Raw genomic sequence first — 17,608 nt, 5'->3', positions numbered from 1 at the left:
GGCCATGACGAAGCGCACCGCCGTCCGCACCGCCCTCCGCGCCGTCGCCACCGGCACGTCCGCCACGGTCCTCCTCGGCCTCACCCCGCATCTCGCCCTGGCCGCACCCGTCCCCGTGCCCCGGACACCCGCCCCGGCGAGCGTCACCGCCGCGCACGCGGCGGCCACCGACCCCGCGACGCTGGAGACCGTCGCCCGGTTCTTCGCCGCCGAACGGAAGCACGGCGGTGCGCCCGCCGCCGCTCCCGGCGCCGCGCAGGCCGCGCCGCACATCGAGGGCGGCGCCGTGCCCGTCTACGTCCTGTCACCGGACTTCGTCCGCGGCCGCGACGGCGCTCCCGTCGCCCGCCTGGAGTTCCTCGCCAGCAAGGCCGTCGCGGGCGACGGCCGCACGGCTTCGGTGTGGACCGCACGGCGGGGCGCCGCCTGGAAGGTCGTCAACATCGCCGCCGGCGACGACGAGACCCGCTACACCGCGGCCGGGGCCGCGCGGGCCGAGGGCGGCACGGTCTTCCAGGAACCGCAGATCGACGCCTGGTACGTACAGCACGGCGACCGGGTCGAGCCGCTGGACCCGGACGCCCGCAAGGCCGTCGGCGCGCACGGCACCACCCTCGCCGCCTACCGGAAGCGGGTGGTGCGGGCCTACGGGGACAAGCTCCCCGGCTCCGCGTACGACCGGCGCGGCGAGGCCGGCGGCTACGGGCCGGCGGCCACCGCCGGGGCCGGGCCGCGGGAGCCGCACGTCCCCCCGCCCGTCACGGCGGCCACGCTCGCGGGCGACAGCCTCCCGGTGATCGCCGCCACGACCGTGGCGGGCACCGCCGCCCTGCTCGCCCTGGCACTGTCCGCCTCGGCGGCGCTGCGCAGGCGGCGGAGCGGCTGAGGGGTTCGGGGGCGGGGCGGGCCGGCCGTCGTGCCGGGGCGGACGGTCGGTTGTGCCGGGCCCGGCCGCGCGCCGGGTCGGGGGGGTGCCGGCCCGCCCCGGCACGCCGGCCCCGTCGCTCCCGGCCCGGGCCGCCGCCGGTGGCGGACGAGCATGGTCCGGGAACGGTGATTGTCGGTCCCGGTCAGTAGGGTGGTGTGCATGGCAGACCCCAGCAGCTATCGACCCAAGCCGGGACAGATCCCCGACTCGCCGGGGGTCTATAAGTTCCGCGACGAACACGGCCGGGTCATCTACGTCGGCAAGGCCAAGAGCCTGCGCCAGCGCCTGGCCAACTACTTCCAGGACCTGGCCGGCCTCCATCCGCGGACGCGCACGATGGTCACCACCGCGGCCGCCGTGGAGTGGACCGTCGTCTCCACCGAGGTCGAGGCGCTCCAGCTCGAATACACCTGGATCAAGGAGTTCGACCCGCGGTTCAACGTCAAGTACCGCGACGACAAGAGCTATCCGTACCTCGCGGTGACCCTCAACGAGGAGTTCCCGCGGGTCCAGGTCATGCGCGGCGCCAAGAAGAAGGGCGTGCGCTACTTCGGTCCGTACGGCCATGCCTGGGCCATCCGCGAGACCGTCGACCTGATGCTGCGCGTCTTCCCCGTACGGACGTGCTCCGCCGGCGTCTTCAAGCGCTCCGCGCAGATCGGCCGCCCCTGTCTGCTCGGCTACATCGGCAAGTGCTCGGCCCCCTGCGTCGGGCGGGTCTCCGCCGAGGAGCACCACGAACTCGCCGAGGAGTTCTGCGACTTCATGGCCGGCCGCACCGGCGCGTACATCCGCCGCCTGGAGCGCCGGATGCAGAAGGCCGCCGAGGAGATGGAGTACGAACGCGCCGCCCGGCTGCGGGACGACATAGGGGCGCTCAAGCGGGCCATGGAGAAGAGCGCCGTGGTGCTCGCCGACGCCACGGACGCCGATCTGATCGCCGTCGCCGAGGACGAACTCGAAGCCGCCGTCCAGATCTTCCACGTCCGCGGCGGCCGGGTGCGCGGCCAGCGCGGCTGGGTGACGGACAAGGTCGAGGCCGTCACCACCAGCGGTCTCGTCGAGCACGCCCTCCAGCAGCTGTACGGCGAGGAGCGGGGCGACGCCGTCCCCAAGGAGGTCCTGGTCCCGGCGCTCCCCGAGCCCGTCGAGCCGATCGCGCAGTGGCTCTCCGAGCGCCGCGGCTCCCAGGTCTCGCTGCGCATCCCGCAGCGCGGCGACAAGAAGGACCTGATGGCCACGGTCGGCCGCAACGCCCAGCAGGCCCTGGCGCTGCACAAGACCAAGCGCGCCTCCGACCTCACCACCCGCTCCCGCGCCCTGGAGGAGATCGCCGAGGCGCTCGGCCTGGACGCGGTACCGCTGCGCATCGAGTGCTTCGACATCTCCCACCTCCAGGGCGACGACGTCGTGGCCTCGATGGTGGTGTTCGAGGACGGTCTCGCCCGGAAGAGCGAATACCGCCGCTTCCAGATCAAGACCTTCCAGGGCCAGGACGATGTCCGGTCCATGCACGAGGTCATCGGCCGCCGCTTCAAGCGCTATCTCCAGGAGAAGCAGAAGTCCGGCGAGTGGACGGAGGAGCCGGCCGGGAACGCCCCCGCGGACGGCACCGGCGTCAACGGCAGCGGTGTCACACCCGACACCGGCGTCACACCCGGCAGCGGTCCGGTCACGGCCCTCGCCGACGACCTGGAGACGGACCCCCTGGCCGGCCGCCCGACCGACGAGGACGGCCGCCCCAAGCGGTTCGCCTACCCGCCCCAGCTCGTGGTCGTCGACGGCGGCGCCCCCCAGGTCGCGGCCGCCCGCCGGGCCCTGGACGAACTCGGCATCGACGATGTCGCGGTCTGCGGCCTGGCCAAGCGCCTCGAAGAGGTCTGGCTGCCCGAGGACGACGACCCGGTCGTGCTGCCGCGCAGCAGCGAGGGCCTCTACCTCCTCCAGCGCGTCCGCGACGAGGCGCACCGCTTCGCCATCACCTACCAGCGCAGCAAGCGCACCAAGCGGCTGAAGTCCTCGCCGCTCGACGCCGTCGCCGGCCTCGGCGACACCCGCCGCCAGGCACTGCTCAAACACTTCGGCTCGGTGAAGAAGCTGCGGGCCGCGACGGTCGACGAGATCTGCGAGGTGCCGGGCGTCGGCCGCAAGACCGCGGAGACGGTCGCCGCGGCGCTCGCCGGGGCGGCGCCGTCCGCCCCCGCGGTGAACACCGCCACAGGAGAGATCATTGAGGATGACGGGGCCCCACCGGCCGCGTTGTCGGCAGAACGGGGGCAGGAACGATGAGCACACCGCACGAAGCGCAGGAAACCGAGAGAGACGGTGCACAGGTGAGTACGGGCACGACCGACCAGGGCGAGAGCGCCGCGATCCCCGAGTTGGTGATCATCTCCGGGATGTCCGGCGCCGGCCGCAGTACGGCCGCGAAGTGTCTGGAGGACCTCGGCTGGTTCGTGGTCGACAACATCCCGCCCGAGCTGATCGCCCCGATGGTCGAGCTGGGCGCCCGCTCGCAGGGCAACGTCGCCCGGATCGCGGTCGTCGTCGACGTCCGCGGCCGCCGCTTCTTCGCCAACCTCAAGGAGTCGCTGGCCACCCTCGACGCGCAGAACGTCAAGCGCCGCATCGTCTTCCTGGAGTCCTCCGACGAGGCCCTGGTGCGCCGCTTCGAGTCGGTGCGCCGCCCGCACCCCCTCCAGGGCGACGGCCGGATCGTCGACGGCATCGTCGCCGAGCGCGATCTGCTGCGCGAGCTGCGCGGCGACGCCGACCTGGTCATCGACACCTCCAGCCTCAACGTCCATGAACTGCGCGCCAAGATGGACGCCCAGTTCGCCGGCGAAGAGGTCCCCGAGCTGCGCGCCACGGTCATGTCCTTCGGCTTCAAGTACGGCCTGCCGGTCGACGCCGACATGGTCATCGACTGCCGCTTCATCCCCAACCCGCACTGGGTCCCCGAGCTGCGCCCCTTCACGGGTCTCAACGACGAGGTCTCCAACTACGTCTTCAGCCAGCCGGGCTCCAAGGAGTTCCTGGACGGCTACGCCGAGCTGCTGCGGATCGTGGCCGAGGGCTACCGCCGTGAGGGCAAGCGCTATGTGACCATCGCCGTGGGCTGCACGGGCGGCAAGCACCGCAGTGTCGCGATGTCCGAGAAGCTCGCCCGCCGGCTGGTCTCCGAAGGGGTGGAAACCGTCGTCGTCCACCGGGACATGGGGCGCGAGTGAGCGGGCGTGCCCCACGGCTGCGCAGGGTCCGGCGCCTCGTACCCAGCGGCCGTATGACGAAGGGGGCCACCCCCAAGGTGGTGGCACTGGGCGGCGGCATGGGCCTGTCCGCCTCACTCACCGCGCTGCGCCGTATCACCGGTGACCTGACCGCCGTCGTCACGGTCGCCGACGACGGCGGCTCCAGCGGCCGGCTCCGCGACGAGCTGGGCGTCCTGCCGCCCGGCGACCTGCGCAAGGCGCTGGCCGCACTGTGCGGCGACGACGACTGGGGCCAGACCTGGTCCCGGGTGATCCAGCACCGCTTCACCAGCGAGGGCGAGCTGCACGACCACGCGGTCGGCAATCTGCTGATCGTCGCCCTGTGGGAGCAGCTCGGCGACCATGTCCAGGCGCTCGACCTGGTCGGCAAGCTGCTCGGCGCGCACGGCCGGGTGCTGCCCATGTCGGCGGTGCCCCTGGAGCTCCAGGCCCAGGTCAAGGGCCATGACGAGGGCCGTCCGGACGCGATCACCACGGTCCGCGGCCAGGCCACCGTCGCGCTCACCCGCGGTGAGGTGCAGTCCGTCCATGTGGTCCCCGAGGACCCGCCGGCCGTCCCGGAGGCCGTCGCCGCGGTGCGTGACGCCGATTGGGTGGTGCTCGGACCGGGTTCCTGGTTCTCCTCCGTGATCCCGCATCTGCTGGTGCCCGAGCTGCGCGAAGCGCTGGAGGAGACCAAGGCCCGAAAGGTCCTTTCGCTCAACCTTGCGCCCCAACCGGGCGAAACCGATGGCTTCTCCCCGCAGCGTCATTTGGAGGTTTTGGCCCGACACGCCCCTAAACTCGCCTTCGACGTGGTGCTGGCCGACAAGGCCGCCGTGCCCGACATCGAAGGTCTGACGGTTGCCGCCAAGCAGCTGGTCGGCAGCGAGGTCGAGCTGGCGGCGGTCGCCGCACAAGGAGACGACGCCCGGTCGAGCGCCGGGGGAGCCCCCGACCGGCACGACCCGGAGCTGCTGGCAGCCGCGTACGACCGTATTTTTCGGATGCATGGAAGGATCGGCCCATGGCGATGACGGCAGCGGTGAAGGATGAAATCTCCCGGCTCCCCGTCACCCGGACCTGCTGCCGGAAGTCGGAGGTCTCGTCGATCCTGCGGTTTGCGGGCGGTCTGCACCTGGTCAGCGGGCGCATCGTGATCGAGGCGGAGCTGGACACGGGCATCGCCGCCCGGCGGCTGCGCAAGGACATCCTGGAAATCTTCGGGCACAGCTCCGACCTGGTGGTGATGGCCCCCGGCGGCCTGCGGCGCGGCAGCCGCTACGTCGTCCGGGTCGTGGCCGGCGGGGACCAGCTGGCGCGCCAGACCGGTCTGGTGGACGGCCGCGGCCGGCCCATCCGCGGGCTGCCACCACAGGTGGTCTCCGGCGCGACCTGCGATGCCGAGGCGGCCTGGCGCGGCGCCTTCCTGGCCCACGGCTCGCTGACCGAGCCCGGCCGCTCCTCGTCGCTGGAGGTCACCTGCCCCGGGCCCGAGGCGGCCCTCGCGCTGGTCGGCGCCGCCCGCCGGCTCGGCATCGGCGCCAAGGCCCGCGAGGTGCGCGGCGTGGACCGCGTCGTCGTCCGTGACGGTGACGCCATCGGCGCGCTGCTGACGCGGCTCGGCGCCCATGAGTCGGTGCTCGCGTGGGAGGAGCGGCGGATGCGCCGCGAGGTGCGCGCCACCGCCAACCGCCTCGCCAACTTCGACGACGCCAACCTCCGCCGCTCGGCGCGCGCCGCGGTCGCCGCCGGCGCCCGGGTGCAGCGGGCCCTGGAGATCCTGGGCGAGGAGGTGCCCGAGCACCTCGCGGCGGCCGGCCGCCTGCGCATGGAGCACAAGCAGGCCTCCCTGGAGGAGCTGGGCGCCCTCGCCGACCCGCCGCTGACCAAGGACGCCGTCGCCGGCCGGATCCGCCGGCTGCTGGCGATGGCCGACAAGCGCGCCCAGGACCTCGGCATCCCCGGCACGGAGTCCAACCTCACCGAGGAACTCGCCGAGGGCATGGTCGGCTGACGACCCGCGTCGCGTTCGCCCCCGGTGTCCTTCTCACGCCCTCGTGTCACTCCCGGATCGGTGCTGTCGGGAGCGGCGCGGGCGGGTGCCGAAGGACGCGACAGGGGGCGCTCGTTTGAGGGTATCGAGGCCCGTTTGTCAATGTCACGTACGTCTCTTATTGGGGGTAGGGTCGGAGGCGGTCGGGGACAGCCCATACAGCTCGCCGGTGACCCATCGGCGTACCTAACGAGGAGATCGGTTCGTGACGATCCGCGTAGGCATCAACGGATTCGGCCGCATTGGTCGTAACTACTTCCGCGCGCTCCTGGAGCAGGGGGCGGACATCGAGATCGTCGGTGTCAACGACCTGACCGACAATGCCACCCTGGTTCACCTGCTGAAGTACGACACCATTCTGGGTCGCCTCAAGCAGGACGTCAGCCACACCGACGACACCATCACGGTCGGCAACCAGACCTTCAAGACGATGGCCGAGCGCGACCCGGCGAACCTCCCCTGGGGCGAGCTCGGCGCCGACATCGTCATCGAGTCGACCGGCATCTTCACCAAGAAGGCCGACGCCGACAAGCACATCCAGGCCGGCGCCAAGAAGGTCCTGATCTCCGCGCCCGCCAAGGACGAGGACATCACGATCGTGATGGGCGTCAACAACGACAAGTACGACGCGGCCAAGCACCACGTCATCTCCAACGCCTCCTGCACCACCAACTGTGTGGCGCCGATGGCGAAGGTGCTCGACGAGAACTTCGGCATCGTCAAGGGCCTGATGACCACGGTCCACGCGTACACCAACGACCAGCGCATCCTGGACTTCCCGCACAGCGACCTGCGTCGCGCCCGGGCCGCCGCGGAGAACATCATCCCGACCTCGACCGGTGCCGCGAAGGCCACCGCCCTGGTCCTCCCGCAGCTCAAGGGCAAGCTGGACGGCATCGCCATGCGCGTCCCGGTCCCCACCGGTTCGGTCACCGACCTGGTGCTGGAGCTCGACCGCGAGGTCAGCAAGGACGAGATCAACGCCGCGTTCCAGAAGGCCGCCGAGGGTCAGCTCAAGGGCATTCTCGAGTACACCGAGGACCCGATCGTCTCCTCGGACATCGTGAACTTCCCGGCCTCCTGCACCTTCGACTCCTCCCTGACGATGTCGCAGGGCAAGCAGGTCAAGGTCGTCGGCTGGTACGACAATGAGTGGGGCTACTCCAACCGCCTGGTGGACCTGACCACCTTCGTCGGCGGCCAGCTCTGACCACTGGTTGACACCCGAGGCACCGAGATGTGAGGACGGGGCTCGTATGACGCGAAGATGCGTCGTACGGGCCCCGTCCCGTGACCGACCTACGCAAACGGAGTCACTTCCTCATGAAGACGATCGACGACCTCCAGGTCGCCGGACAGCGCGTCTTTGTCCGCGCTGATCTGAACGTGCCGCTGGACGGCACCACCATCACCGACGACGGCCGGATCCGCGCCGTCGCCCCGACGATCGCCAAGCTCGTCGAGCGCGGCGCCAAGGTGATCGTCGCCTCGCACCTGGGCCGTCCCAAGGGCGCCCCGGACCCGGCCTTCTCGCTGGCCCCCGCGGCCCGGCGGCTGGGGGAGATCCTCGGGCAGGACGTGGCCTTCGCGACCGACACGGTGGGGGACTCCGCCCGCTCCGTGACCGAGGGCCTCGCCGACGGTCAGGTGGCGGTGCTGGAGAACCTCCGCTTCAACGCCGGCGAGACCAGCAAGGACGACGCCGAGCGCGGCGCCTTCGCCGACCAGCTCGCCGCCCTCGCCGACCTGTACGTGGGCGACGGCTTCGGCGCCGTGCACCGCAAGCACGCCTCCGTCTACGACCTGCCCCAGCGCCTTCCGCATGCTGCCGGTGACCTGATCGCGGCCGAGGTCGCCGTCCTCAAGAAGCTCACCGAGAACGTCAAGCGCCCCTACGTCGTCGCGCTGGGTGGTGCCAAGGTCTCCGACAAGCTGGCCGTCATCGACCAGCTCGTCGAGAAGGCCGACCGCATCCTGGTCGGCGGCGGCATGGCGTACACCTTCCTCAAGGCCAAGGGCCACGAGGTCGGCATCTCGCTGCTGCAGGAGGACCAGGTCCCGGTCTGCCTGGAGTACCTGGCACGGGCCGAGAAGCGCGGTGTGGAGTTCGTCCTCCCCGTCGACGTGCTGGTCTCCGCCGAGTTCCCGGACCTGAAGACCAAGGCCCCGGCGAACCCCGACATCGTCGCCGCGGACGCCATCCCGGCCGACAAGGAGGGCCTGGACATCGGCCCGAAGACCCGCGAGCTCTACGCCGCGAAGCTCGCCGACGCGGGCACCGTCTTCTGGAACGGTCCGATGGGCGTCTTCGAGCACCCCGACTACGCCGGCGGCACCAAGGCCGTCGCGCAGGGTCTGCTGGACTCGGACGCCTTCACCGTCGTCGGCGGCGGTGACTCGGCCGCTGCCGTGCGCCTGCTGGGCTTCGACGAGAATGCATTCGGCCATATTTCGACCGGCGGCGGCGCCAGCCTCGAATACCTCGAAGGCAAGACGCTCCCCGGCCTTGCCGCTCTGGAGGACTGAACAACGTGACTGACCGTACCCCGCTGATGGCGGGCAACTGGAAGATGAACCTCAACCACCTCGAGGCCATCGCCCACGTCCAGAAGCTCGCCTTCGCCCTCGCCGACAAGGACTTCGACGCCGTAGAGGTCGCGGTCCTGCCGCCCTTCACCGACCTGCGGTCGGTGCAGACGCTGGTCGACGGCGACAAGCTCAAGATCAAGTACGGCGCCCAGGACATCTCGGCGCACGACTCCGGTGCCTACACCGGCGAGATCTCCGGCGCGATGCTGTCCAAGCTCAAGTGCGCCTTCGTGGCCGTCGGGCACAGCGAGCGCCGCCAGTACCACGGCGAGAACGAAGAGATCTGCAACGCCAAGGTCAAGGCCGCCTTCAAGAACGGGATCACCCCGATCCTGTGCGTGGGCGAGGGCCTGGACGTGCGCAAGGCCGGCAACCAGGTCGCGCACACGCTCGCCCAGGTCGACGGCGGCCTGGCGGACGTCCCGGCCGAGCAGGCCGAGACCATCGTGATCGCCTACGAGCCGGTGTGGGCCATCGGCACCGGCGAGGTCGCCACCCCCGAGGACGCGCAGGAGGTCTGCGGTGCCATCCGCGGCCGCCTCGCCGAGCTCTACAGCCAGGAGCTGGCCGACAAGGTCCGCATCCAGTACGGCGGCTCGGTCAAGTCCGGCAACGTCGCCGCGATCATGGCGCAGCCCGACGTCGACGGCGCGCTGATCGGCGGCGCGGCGCTGGACGCGGACGAGTTCGTGAAGATCGTCCGCTTCCGCGACCAGTAGCAGCTATGACGAGGGGGAACCCTCGTCGTACCCTGTCGGGGCCGGGACCGGTGCAGCAGCGCCGCCCCCGGCCCCGCACCCTTTGGTGCAGATATCGTGATCCATACGTCCGTCCGTCAGTCCTAGAGAGTTGGTCCAGCCGTGGTCATCGGGTTCTCGATCGCCCTCATCGTCTTCAGCCTGCTGCTGATGATGCTGGTGCTCATGCACAAGGGGAAGGGCGGCGGCCTGTCCGACATGTTCGGTGGCGGCATGCAGTCCTCGGTCGGTGGCTCCTCGGTCGCCGAGCGCAACCTCGACCGCATCACCATCGTGATCGGTCTGTTGTGGTTCGCCTGCATTGTCGTGCTTGGCATTCTGATGAAGCTCGGCAACTGACACAGCGTCGGAGACGCGGCCTATCATGAGGGAGGCGTCCTCGGACGGGTAACTCCAGCCACTGGACGCGCGTTGGGCCTTACGTAGACTGGGGCGTTCCGCAGCGCAGCTGCTGCGAGAGGCTGTGCAGCACCATTACGCAGGGAGTTACGACCGTGGCAAGTGGCAACGCGATCCGAGGAAGTCGGGTCGGGGCGGGGCCGATGGGGGAGGCCGAGCGCGGCGAGTCCGCGCCGCGCACCCGCATCTCCTTCTGGTGCTCCAACGGGCACGAGACGCAGCCCAGCTTCGCCGGCGACGCGCAGGTTCCGGACACCTGGGACTGCCCGCGCTGTGGTTTCCCGGCAGGCAAGGACCGGGAGAGCCCGCCGGACCCGCCGCGCACCGAGCCGTACAAGACCCACCTCGCCTACGTCCGGGAGCGGCGCAGCGACGCCGACGGCGAGGCGATCCTCGCGGAGGCACTCGCCAAGCTCCGCGGCGAGATCTGACGGACCCGCACACGCACCGGCCGGCCCGGCCGGAGGGACACACCGCCCTCCGGCCGGGCCGTTCGCGTTCGTGCGCCCTCGCGAGCGGCGGTTTCCTCCCGCCCCGGCCGTGCCGAGCCGCACCGGGCCGCTTCCGAGGAGACGGCCGGGGAAGCTGCCCGAGGGCGACTGTCAGTGGTCGCCCGTACCGTTTTCCGTAAGCACATCAGGCGGACGGGGGCGGCGGCATGACGCGGAGCACGGCGGAGGTGGAAGCGGGAGGCACGGCCGGAGCCGGCGCGCTCACCTGGCACGGCGGCTTCGGCCGGTTATGGGGCGCCGCCGCCGTCTCCCGTTTCGGTGACGCACTGCGCGGTACGGCGCTGTCGCTGCTCGCCCTCTCCTTCGCGCTCACCACCCTCCAGACGCTCTTCGACAACGCCGCCACGGCCCTGCTGCCGGTGGTGGTGCCCCAGGAGGCGCTGGACCTCGCCAATGCCCGCCTGATGACCGGTCAGGAGCTGACCGGCCGGTTCGTCGGCGGGCCGCCGGCGCCGGTGCTCATCGCGCTCGGTGCCGCGCTGCCGTTCCTCGCCGATGCCGCCACGTACCTCCTCGCGGCGGCCCTGGTCGCCTCTCCGCACGCCGCCCCGCCGTCCGCCCGCCCGGCCACGGCGGGGCGCACCCTCCGGCGCGAAAACGCCGACGGGCTGCGCCAGTTGTGGCGCGACCGGGTGCTGCGCGCCTTCTGTCTGTCGGTGGCGCCGGCCGACGTCGGTATCGGTGCGCTGGTCGCGACCCTGGTGGTGGTCGTCGAGAACCGGCCGGCCGCCGGGCTGCCGGCGCTGGGCACCGTCGTGCTGCTACCTGTTCTTCAGGCGCCCGACAGCGCCTCGTCCGACGGCGGACAGATACCTTCCACCACTCTCGGCTTCGCTCGAGTGGGAGGTGCCCCCACCGTGCGCTGATCAATTAGGTTGGGAGGTGGCGGGGCCGGTACGAGATGAAGAAGGCTGATGTCCGAGATGAACGCAGAAGGCCGCAGCAGGCTCGATCAGTTGCCTGAGTGGACCGCGCTGAGCAAGCACCGGGAGCAGATGGCGCAGGTGCATCTGCGCGAGCTGTTCGAGCGCGACCCGGCGCGCGCCGAGCGCTACACCCTTCAGGTCGGCGATCTGCACCTGGACTACTCCAAGCACCTGGTCACCGACGAGACGCTGGGGCTGCTGCGCGACCTGGCCGCGGCGACCGGTGTGGCGGAGCTGCGGGAGGCGATGTTCCGCGGCGAGAAGATCAACATCACCGAGCAGCGCTCCGTGCTGCACGTCGCGCTGCGCGCCCCTGCCTCCGAGTCCATCCTGAGCGACGGCGAGAACGTCGTCCCCGGAGTGCACCACGTCCTGACGAGGATGGGCACCTTCAGCGACCGGGTCCGCTCCGGCGACTGGAAGGGCCACACGGGCAGGCGCATCAAGACCGTCGTCAACATCGGTATCGGCGGCTCGGACCTGGGCCCGGCGATGGCGTACGAGGCGCTGCGCGCCTACACCCACCGCGACATGCAGTTCCGCTTCGTCTCCAACGTGGACGGCGCCGATCTGCACGAGGCGGTGCGCGATCTGGACCCGGCCGAGACGCTGTTCATCGTCGCCTCGAAGACCTTCACCACCATCGAGACCATCACCAACGCCACCTCGGCGCGCGACTGGCTGCTGACCGGTCTGGGGGCCGGCCAGGAGGCCGTCGCCAAGCACTTCGTGGCGGTGTCGACCAACGCCGAGAAGGTGGCGGAGTTCGGTATCGACACGGACAACATGTTCGAGTTCTGGGACTGGGTCGGCGGCCGCTACTCCTACGACTCCGCCATCGGCCTGTCGCTGATGGTCGCGATCGGCCCGGAGCGCTTCCGCGAGATGCTGGCCGGCTTCCACCTCGTCGACGAGCACTTCCGCAGCGCCCCGCCGGAGGAGAACGCCCCGCTGCTGATGGGGCTGCTCGGCATCTGGTACGGCAACTTCTGGGACGCCCAGTCGCACGCCGTGCTGCCCTACAGCCACTACCTCTCCAAGTTCACCGCCTATCTGCAGCAGCTGGACATGGAGTCCGACGGCAAGTCCGTGGACCGCGAGGGCAACCCGGTCACCTGGCAGACCGGCCCCGTGGTCTGGGGTACGCCCGGCACCAACGGCCAGCACGCCTACTACCAGCTGCTCCATCAGGGCACGAAGATGATCCCGGCCGACTTCATCGGCTTCGCCCGGCCGGTGGACGATCTGCAGCCGGGCCTGGTCGCCCAGCACGACCTGCTGATGGCCAATCTGTTCGCCCAGGGCCAGGCGCTGGCCTTCGGCAAGACGCCCGAGGAGGTGCGTGCCGAGGGCGTGGCCGAGGAACTCGTGCCGCACAAGACGTTCCCGGGCAACCGTCCCACCACCACCATCCTGGCCGGCGAACTCAGCCCGTCGGTGCTGGGACAGCTGGTCGCGCTCTACGAGCAGAAGGTGTTCGTCCAGGGCGCGGTCTGGAACATCGACTCCTTCGACCAGTGGGGTGTGGAGCTGGGCAAGGTCCTCGCCAAGCGCGTCGAACCGGCCCTGACGGAGGGCGCCGAGGTGCCGGGCCTGGATGCCTCCACGGCCGGCCTGGTCGCCACGTACCGGGCGCTGCGCGGGCGTTGATCCCCCGAGTCGCCGCCCGGTGACCGCGGTGACGCCGAAGGCCCCGCACCCTCAAAGGGTGCGGGGCCTTCGGCATTGCCCTGGTGCGGCGTTCAGGCCGAGGCCGGCGGGTAGAGGCCGCGCGGCAGTTGGGCCGCCGCCGCCTCGTCCAGCAGCCACAGGGTCCGGCTGCGCCCCCGTGCGCCGGCCGCCGGTGCCTGCACCTCTCCGGCACCGGAGAGGGCGATGGCCGCGGCATTGGCCTTGTCCGCACCGGCCGCCAGCAGCCAGACCTCCCGTGCCGCGCGGATCGCGGGCAGGGTCAGCGAGGTACGGGTGGGCGGCGGCTTCGGTGCGCCGTGCACCCCCACCACCGTCCGCTCCTGCTCGTAGACGGCGGGCAGCTCGGGGAAGAGCGAGGCCACATGGGTGTCCGGCCCGACGCCCAGCAGCAGGACGTCGAAGGAGGGCACCGGCCCGTGGTCCTCCGGGCCCGCGGCGGCGGCGAGTTCGGTCGCGTACGCCGCGGCGGCGGCATCCGCGTCCTTGCCGTACGGGCCGTCCGCCGGGGGCATCGGGTGCACCCGGGCCGGGTCCAGCGGGACGCTGTCCAGCAGCACCTGGCGGGCCTGGGTGTAGTTGCGCTCCGGATCGCCGTCCGGCAGGAACCGCTCGTCGCCCCACCACAGGTCGAGCCGCGACCAGTCCACGGCGTCGCGGGCGGGCGCCTCGGCGAGGGCCGCGAGCAGCCCGTTGCCGTTGCGCCCGCCGGTCAGGACCACGGAGGCGAAGCCGCGGGCGGTCTGGGCGTCCACGATCTTCGTGATCAGCCGGGCCGCCGCGGCCTTGGCCATCAGCTCCTTGTCGCGGTGGACGACAACCTGCGGAGCGCTCACTTGGCGGCCGCCTTCTTGGCGGCCTTCTTCGCCGCGGGCGGGGCCGGTGTGTCCCCGCCGGCCGCCGACTGCTCGTTCGTGCCGTCGCCGATCCGGTCCACGCCGTACTTCAGGGAGCCGGCGTAGATCTCGTCCGGGTCGAGCCGTCGCAGCTCCTCGGCGAGCAGCTCGGCGGTGTCCCGCCGTTTGAGCGCCACCGCGCGGTCGGGCTGGCCGCGCATCGAGAGCGTGGCCAGCGAACCGTCCGGGCGGTCCAGCACGATCGCACCGGCGCTGGACTCCATGCGGACGGCCGTCAGACCGGGGCCGCCGGACACCTTGCGGGTGACCGGGACCTTCAGCCTGTCGGCCAGCCACATGGCGAGCAGCTCGCAGCTGGGGTTGAACTCCTCGCCGGTCACCTCGGCCGAGGTGACCGTGCACGGGGCCTGGTCGAGCGCCGCCGCCAGCATGGAGCGCCAGGGCGTGATGCGGGCCCAGGACAGATCGGTGTCGCCCGGGGTGTAGGTGTTCGCGCGCGCCGACAGCTCCTCGATGGGCTGCTCGGCGGCGTACGCGTCGGTGACACGGCGCTGGGCCAGCGCGCCGAGCGGGTCCTTGGCGGGGTCCAGCGGGGCGTTGACCGCCCACCAGACCACGACCGGGGCGTCCGGCAGCAGCAGCGGGAGCACCACCGACTGGGCATGGTCGATCACGTCGCCGTAGAGCCGGAGTATGACCGTCTCGCCGGTGCCGGCGTCCGTGCCGAGCCGCACCTCGGCGTCGAGGCGGGCCTTGGCGCGGTCGCGCGGCGACCGGCTGACCCGCTTGATGACGACGAGGGTGCGCGAGGGGTGCTCACGGGACGCGTCGTTGGCCGCCTTGAGGGCGTCGTAGGCGTTCTCCTCGTCGGTGACGATGACGAGGGTGAGCACCATGCCTATGGCCGGGGTGCCGATCGCGCGGCGTCCGTCGACCAGGGCCTTGTTGATCTTGCTGGACGTGGTTTCCGTCAAATCGATCTTCATGGCCGACGCCAGCTCCGTCCGTCTCGTGCGAGCATTTCGTCCGCCTCGGTGGGACCCCAGGTGCCCGCCGGGTACTGCGCGGGCTTGCCGTGCCTGTCCCAGTAGGCCTCGATCGGGTCGAGGATCCGCCAGGACTGCTCCACCTCCTCCACGCGCGGGAAGAGGTTGGCGTCGCCGAGCAGCACATCGAGGATCAGCCGCTCGTAGGCCTCCGGGCTGGACTCCGTGAAGGACTCGCCGTAGGCGAAGTCCATCGACACGTCCCGGACCTCCATCGAGGTGCCCGGGACCTTGGAGCCGAACCTGACGGTCACGCCCTCGTCCGGCTGCACCCGGATGACCAGGGCGTTCTGCCCCAGCTCCTCGGTGGCGGTGCGGTCGAAGGGGGAGTGCGGGGCGCGCTGGAAGACCACCGCGATCTCGGTGACGCGCCGGCCGAGGCGCTTGCCGGTGCGCAGGTAGAAGGGGACGCCCGCCCAGCGGCGGTTGTCGATCGACAGCTTGATCGCGGCGTAGGTGTCGGTCTTGGACTTGGGGTCGATGCCGTCTTCCTGGAGGTAGCCGACGGCCTTCTCGCCGCCCTGCCAGCCCTCCGCGTACTGCGCGCGGACCGTCTCCTTGCCGAGGTCCTTGGGCAGCCGGACGGCGCCCAGCACCTTGGTCTTCTCCGCGACCAGCGCATCGGCCTCGAAGGAGGCGGGCTCCTCCATGGTGGTCAGCGCGAGCAGCTGGAGGAGGTGGTTCTGGATGACGTCACGGGCGGCGCCGATGCCGTCGTAGTAGCCGGCCCGGCCGCCGATGCCGATGTCCTCGGCCATCGTGATCTGGACGTGGTCGACATAGCTGCGGTTCCACAGCGGCTCGAACATCGTGTTGGCGAACCGCAGCGCCAGGATGTTCTGGACCGTCTCCTTGCCCAGGTAGTGGTCGATCCGGAAGACCTCGTGGGGCGGGAAGACCTCGTGGACGATCCGGTTGAGCTCCTGGGCGCTCTTCAGGTCGTGGCCGAAGGGCTTCTCGATGACGGCGCGCCGCCACGAGTCCTCCTTCTGGTCGGCCAGCCCGTGCTTCTTCAGCTGCTGGACGACCTGGGGGAAGAACTTCGGCGGCACGGACAGGTAGAAGGCGAAGTTGCCGCCGGTGCCCTGCGCCTTGTCGAGCTCGTTTATCGTCTCCTTCAGCGTTTCGAAGGCCTCGTCGTCGTCGAAGTTGCCCTGGACGAAGCGGCAGCCCTGGACCAGCTGCTGCCAGACCTCCTCGCGGAACGGCGTCCGGGCGTGCTCCTTGACCGCCGCGTACACCTCCTGCGCGAAGTCCTCGTGCTCCCACTCGCGGCGGGCGAACCCGACGAGCGAGAAACCCGGCGGCAGCAGACCGCGGTTGGCCAGGTCGTAGACGGCGGGCATCAGCTTTTTACGGGACAAATCGCCCGTGACGCCAAAGATCACCAGGCCCGACGGCCCCGCGATACGCGGGAGCCGTCGGTCCAGGGCGTCACGAAGCGGGTTGGCTCCGTGTGCATCAGACAAGGGAGATCAGCCCTCCGAGGGAGCGAGGCGCTTGAGCTCCGCCTCCGTGGACTTGAGCAGGTCGTTCCAGGACGCCTCGAACTTCTCCACGCCCTCGTCCTCCAGGACCTGGACGACGTCGTCGTACGAGATCCCGAGCTTCCCGATCGCCGCCAGGTCGGCCTGGGCGGCGTCGTACGTGCCGCGCACGGTGTCACCGGTGATCGAGCCGTGGTCGGCGGTGGCCTCCAGGGTGGCCTCCGGCATGGTGTTGACCGTGCCCGGGGCGACCAGGTCCTCGACGTACAGGGTGTCCTTGAACGCGGGGTCCTTGACGCCGGTCGAGGCCCACAGCGGACGCTGCTTGTTGGCGCCGGCCTTGTCGAGGGCGGCCCAGCGCTCCGAGGAGAAGACCTCCTCGTACGCCTGGTAGGCCAGCCGGGCGTTGGCCAGCGCGGCCTTGCCCTTGAGGGCCTTGGCCTCGTCCGTGCCGATCTTCTCCAGGCGCTTGTCGATCTCGGTGTCCACACGGGACACGAAGAAGGACGCGACCGAACGGATCAGGGACAGGTCCAGGCCCGCGGCCTTCGCCTTCTCCAGGCCCGCCAGGTAGGCGTCCATGACCTCGCGGTAGCGCTCCAGCGAGAAGATCAGGGTGACGTTGACGCTGATGCCCAGGCCGATGACCTCGGTGATCGCCGGGAGGCCCGCCTTGGTGGCCGGGATCTTGATCAGCGTGTTCGGGCGGTCCACCAGCCAGGCCAGCTGCTTGGCCTCGGCGATGGTCGGGGTGGTGTGGTGCGCCAGGCGCGGGTCCACCTCGATGGAGACCCGGCCGTCCTGGCCGCCGGTGGCGTCGAAGACCGGGCGCAGGATGTCGGCGGCGTCGCGGACGTCCGCCGTCGTGATCATGCGGATGGCTTCCTCGACGGTGACCTTGCGGGCGGCGAGGTCGGCGACCTGCTGCTCGTAGCCGTCGCCCGAGGAGATCGCCTTCTGGAAGATCGACGGGTTCGTCGTGACACCGACGACGTGCTGCTGGTCGATCAGCTCGGCGAGGTTGCCGGACGTGATGCGCTTGCGCGACAGGTCGTCCAGCCAGATCGCGACGCCTTCGTCGGAGAGGCGCTTGAGTGCGTCTGTCATGGG

16 protein-coding genes are annotated in these 17,608 nt (G+C 70.9%); 12 read left to right on the top strand and 4 right to left on the bottom strand.

Annotated elements, in window-relative coordinates; all coding sequences use genetic code 11:
• Nucleotides 1–4: 4 nt before the first annotated feature.
• The 12 genes from Scani_RS26320 to pgi all read left to right on the top strand — a co-directional run bounded on the left by Scani_RS26320 (nucleotide 5) and on the right by pgi (nucleotide 13,069).
• On the top strand, nucleotides 5–886 hold the full coding sequence (locus Scani_RS26320) for a hypothetical protein (RefSeq protein ID WP_159480303.1): 882 nt from the start codon (nucleotides 5–7) through the stop codon (nucleotides 884–886).
• A 201-nt stretch (nucleotides 887–1,087) separates the two neighbouring features.
• The gene (uvrC, locus tag Scani_RS26315; protein WP_159480302.1) at nucleotides 1,088–3,217 is read left to right on the top strand and encodes an excinuclease ABC subunit UvrC; all 2,130 of its coding nucleotides are present in this window, start codon (nucleotides 1,088–1,090) and stop codon (nucleotides 3,215–3,217) included.
• Complete coding sequence (gene rapZ / locus Scani_RS26310; RefSeq protein ID WP_159480301.1) at nucleotides 3,214–4,158, top strand: RNase adapter RapZ; 945 nt, start codon at nucleotides 3,214–3,216, stop codon at nucleotides 4,156–4,158. Before uvrC ends, rapZ begins: the two co-directional genes overlap by 4 nt.
• Nucleotides 4,155–5,216 (top strand): gluconeogenesis factor YvcK family protein, encoded by a 1,062-nt coding sequence (locus Scani_RS26305; protein WP_159480300.1) that lies wholly within the window; start codon nucleotides 4,155–4,157, stop codon nucleotides 5,214–5,216. The genes rapZ and Scani_RS26305 overlap by 4 nt, the downstream gene beginning before the upstream one ends.
• Nucleotides 5,207–6,196 (top strand): DNA-binding protein WhiA, encoded by a 990-nt coding sequence (gene whiA / locus Scani_RS26300; protein ID WP_018091880.1) that lies wholly within the window; start codon nucleotides 5,207–5,209, stop codon nucleotides 6,194–6,196. Before Scani_RS26305 ends, whiA begins: the two co-directional genes overlap by 10 nt.
• A 244-nt stretch (nucleotides 6,197–6,440) precedes the next feature.
• Complete coding sequence (gene gap / locus Scani_RS26295) at nucleotides 6,441–7,445, top strand: type I glyceraldehyde-3-phosphate dehydrogenase (protein ID WP_159480299.1); 1,005 nt, start codon at nucleotides 6,441–6,443, stop codon at nucleotides 7,443–7,445.
• Nucleotides 7,446–7,558: 113 nt separating this feature from the next.
• The gene (locus Scani_RS26290; RefSeq protein ID WP_159480298.1) at nucleotides 7,559–8,761 is read left to right on the top strand and encodes a phosphoglycerate kinase; all 1,203 of its coding nucleotides are present in this window, start codon (nucleotides 7,559–7,561) and stop codon (nucleotides 8,759–8,761) included.
• A gap of 5 nt (nucleotides 8,762–8,766) precedes the next feature.
• Nucleotides 8,767–9,543, top strand: a complete 777-nt coding sequence (gene tpiA / locus Scani_RS26285; protein WP_159480297.1) for a triose-phosphate isomerase — start codon at nucleotides 8,767–8,769, stop codon at nucleotides 9,541–9,543.
• Nucleotides 9,544–9,684: 141 nt separating this feature from the next.
• On the top strand, nucleotides 9,685–9,921 hold the full coding sequence (secG, locus tag Scani_RS26280; RefSeq protein ID WP_006606295.1) for a preprotein translocase subunit SecG: 237 nt from the start codon (nucleotides 9,685–9,687) through the stop codon (nucleotides 9,919–9,921).
• 155 nt (nucleotides 9,922–10,076) lie between these two features.
• On the top strand, nucleotides 10,077–10,412 hold the full coding sequence (locus tag Scani_RS26275; RefSeq protein ID WP_078518748.1) for an RNA polymerase-binding protein RbpA: 336 nt from the start codon (nucleotides 10,077–10,079) through the stop codon (nucleotides 10,410–10,412).
• Between the two features lie 227 nt (nucleotides 10,413–10,639).
• A complete protein-coding gene (locus Scani_RS26270) occupies nucleotides 10,640–11,359 on the top strand; it encodes a hypothetical protein (protein ID WP_371872377.1) in 720 nt (239 codons plus the stop codon).
• Between the two features lie 57 nt (nucleotides 11,360–11,416).
• Nucleotides 11,417–13,069: a glucose-6-phosphate isomerase gene (pgi, locus tag Scani_RS26265; protein WP_159482379.1), complete on the top strand. Its 1,653-nt coding sequence runs from the start codon at nucleotides 11,417–11,419 to the stop codon at nucleotides 13,067–13,069.
• Between the two features lie 92 nt (nucleotides 13,070–13,161).
• Here the strand turns inward: pgi and pgl are convergent, their stop codons facing one another.
• From pgl to tal, 4 genes are read right to left on the bottom strand one after another with little or no spacing between them, the layout of a single operon-like run.
• On the bottom strand, nucleotides 13,162–13,944 hold the full coding sequence (pgl, locus tag Scani_RS26260) for a 6-phosphogluconolactonase (RefSeq protein WP_159480296.1): 783 nt from the start codon (nucleotides 13,942–13,944) through the stop codon (nucleotides 13,162–13,164).
• Nucleotides 13,941–14,951, bottom strand: a complete 1,011-nt coding sequence (gene opcA, locus Scani_RS26255; RefSeq protein ID WP_159480295.1) for a glucose-6-phosphate dehydrogenase assembly protein OpcA — start codon at nucleotides 14,949–14,951, stop codon at nucleotides 13,941–13,943. Before opcA ends, pgl begins: the two co-directional genes overlap by 4 nt.
• Entirely contained in the window at nucleotides 14,948–16,480 is a 1,533-nt protein-coding gene (gene zwf / locus Scani_RS26250) for a glucose-6-phosphate dehydrogenase (protein ID WP_159480294.1), read from the bottom strand. Before zwf ends, opcA begins: the two co-directional genes overlap by 4 nt.
• Nucleotides 16,481–16,486: 6 nt before the next feature.
• A complete protein-coding gene (tal, locus tag Scani_RS26245) occupies nucleotides 16,487–17,605 on the bottom strand; it encodes a transaldolase (RefSeq protein WP_159480293.1) in 1,119 nt (372 codons plus the stop codon).
• Nucleotides 17,606–17,608 lie beyond the last annotated feature (3 nt).

Origin of the sequence: Streptomyces caniferus (assembly GCF_009811555.1) — a bacterium.
In the GTDB taxonomy this organism is placed as follows: Bacteria; Actinomycetota; Actinomycetes; order Streptomycetales; family Streptomycetaceae; genus Streptomyces; species Streptomyces caniferus.
This window is presented reverse-complemented; position numbering and strand designations above follow the sequence as displayed.

Excerpts from the sequence above, each read along its gene's own strand:
- Scani_RS26320 (WP_159480303.1), top strand. The coding sequence starts at position 5 with ATGACGAAGCGCACCGCCGTCCGCACCGCCCTCCGCGCCGTCGCCACC.
- uvrC (WP_159480302.1), top strand. The coding sequence starts at position 1,088 with ATGGCAGACCCCAGCAGCTATCGACCCAAGCCGGGACAGATCCCCGAC.
- rapZ (WP_159480301.1), top strand. The coding sequence starts at position 3,214 with ATGAGCACACCGCACGAAGCGCAGGAAACCGAGAGAGACGGTGCACAG.
- whiA (WP_018091880.1), top strand. The coding sequence starts at position 5,207 with ATGGCGATGACGGCAGCGGTGAAGGATGAAATCTCCCGGCTCCCCGTC.
- Scani_RS26290 (WP_159480298.1), top strand. The coding sequence starts at position 7,559 with ATGAAGACGATCGACGACCTCCAGGTCGCCGGACAGCGCGTCTTTGTC.
- Scani_RS26270 (WP_371872377.1), top strand. The coding sequence starts at position 10,640 with ATGACGCGGAGCACGGCGGAGGTGGAAGCGGGAGGCACGGCCGGAGCC.
- pgi (WP_159482379.1), top strand. The coding sequence starts at position 11,417 with ATGAACGCAGAAGGCCGCAGCAGGCTCGATCAGTTGCCTGAGTGGACC.
- opcA (WP_159480295.1), bottom strand. The coding sequence starts at position 14,951 with ATGAAGATCGATTTGACGGAAACCACGTCCAGCAAGATCAACAAGGCC.
- tal (WP_159480293.1), bottom strand. The coding sequence starts at position 17,605 with ATGACAGACGCACTCAAGCGCCTCTCCGACGAAGGCGTCGCGATCTGG.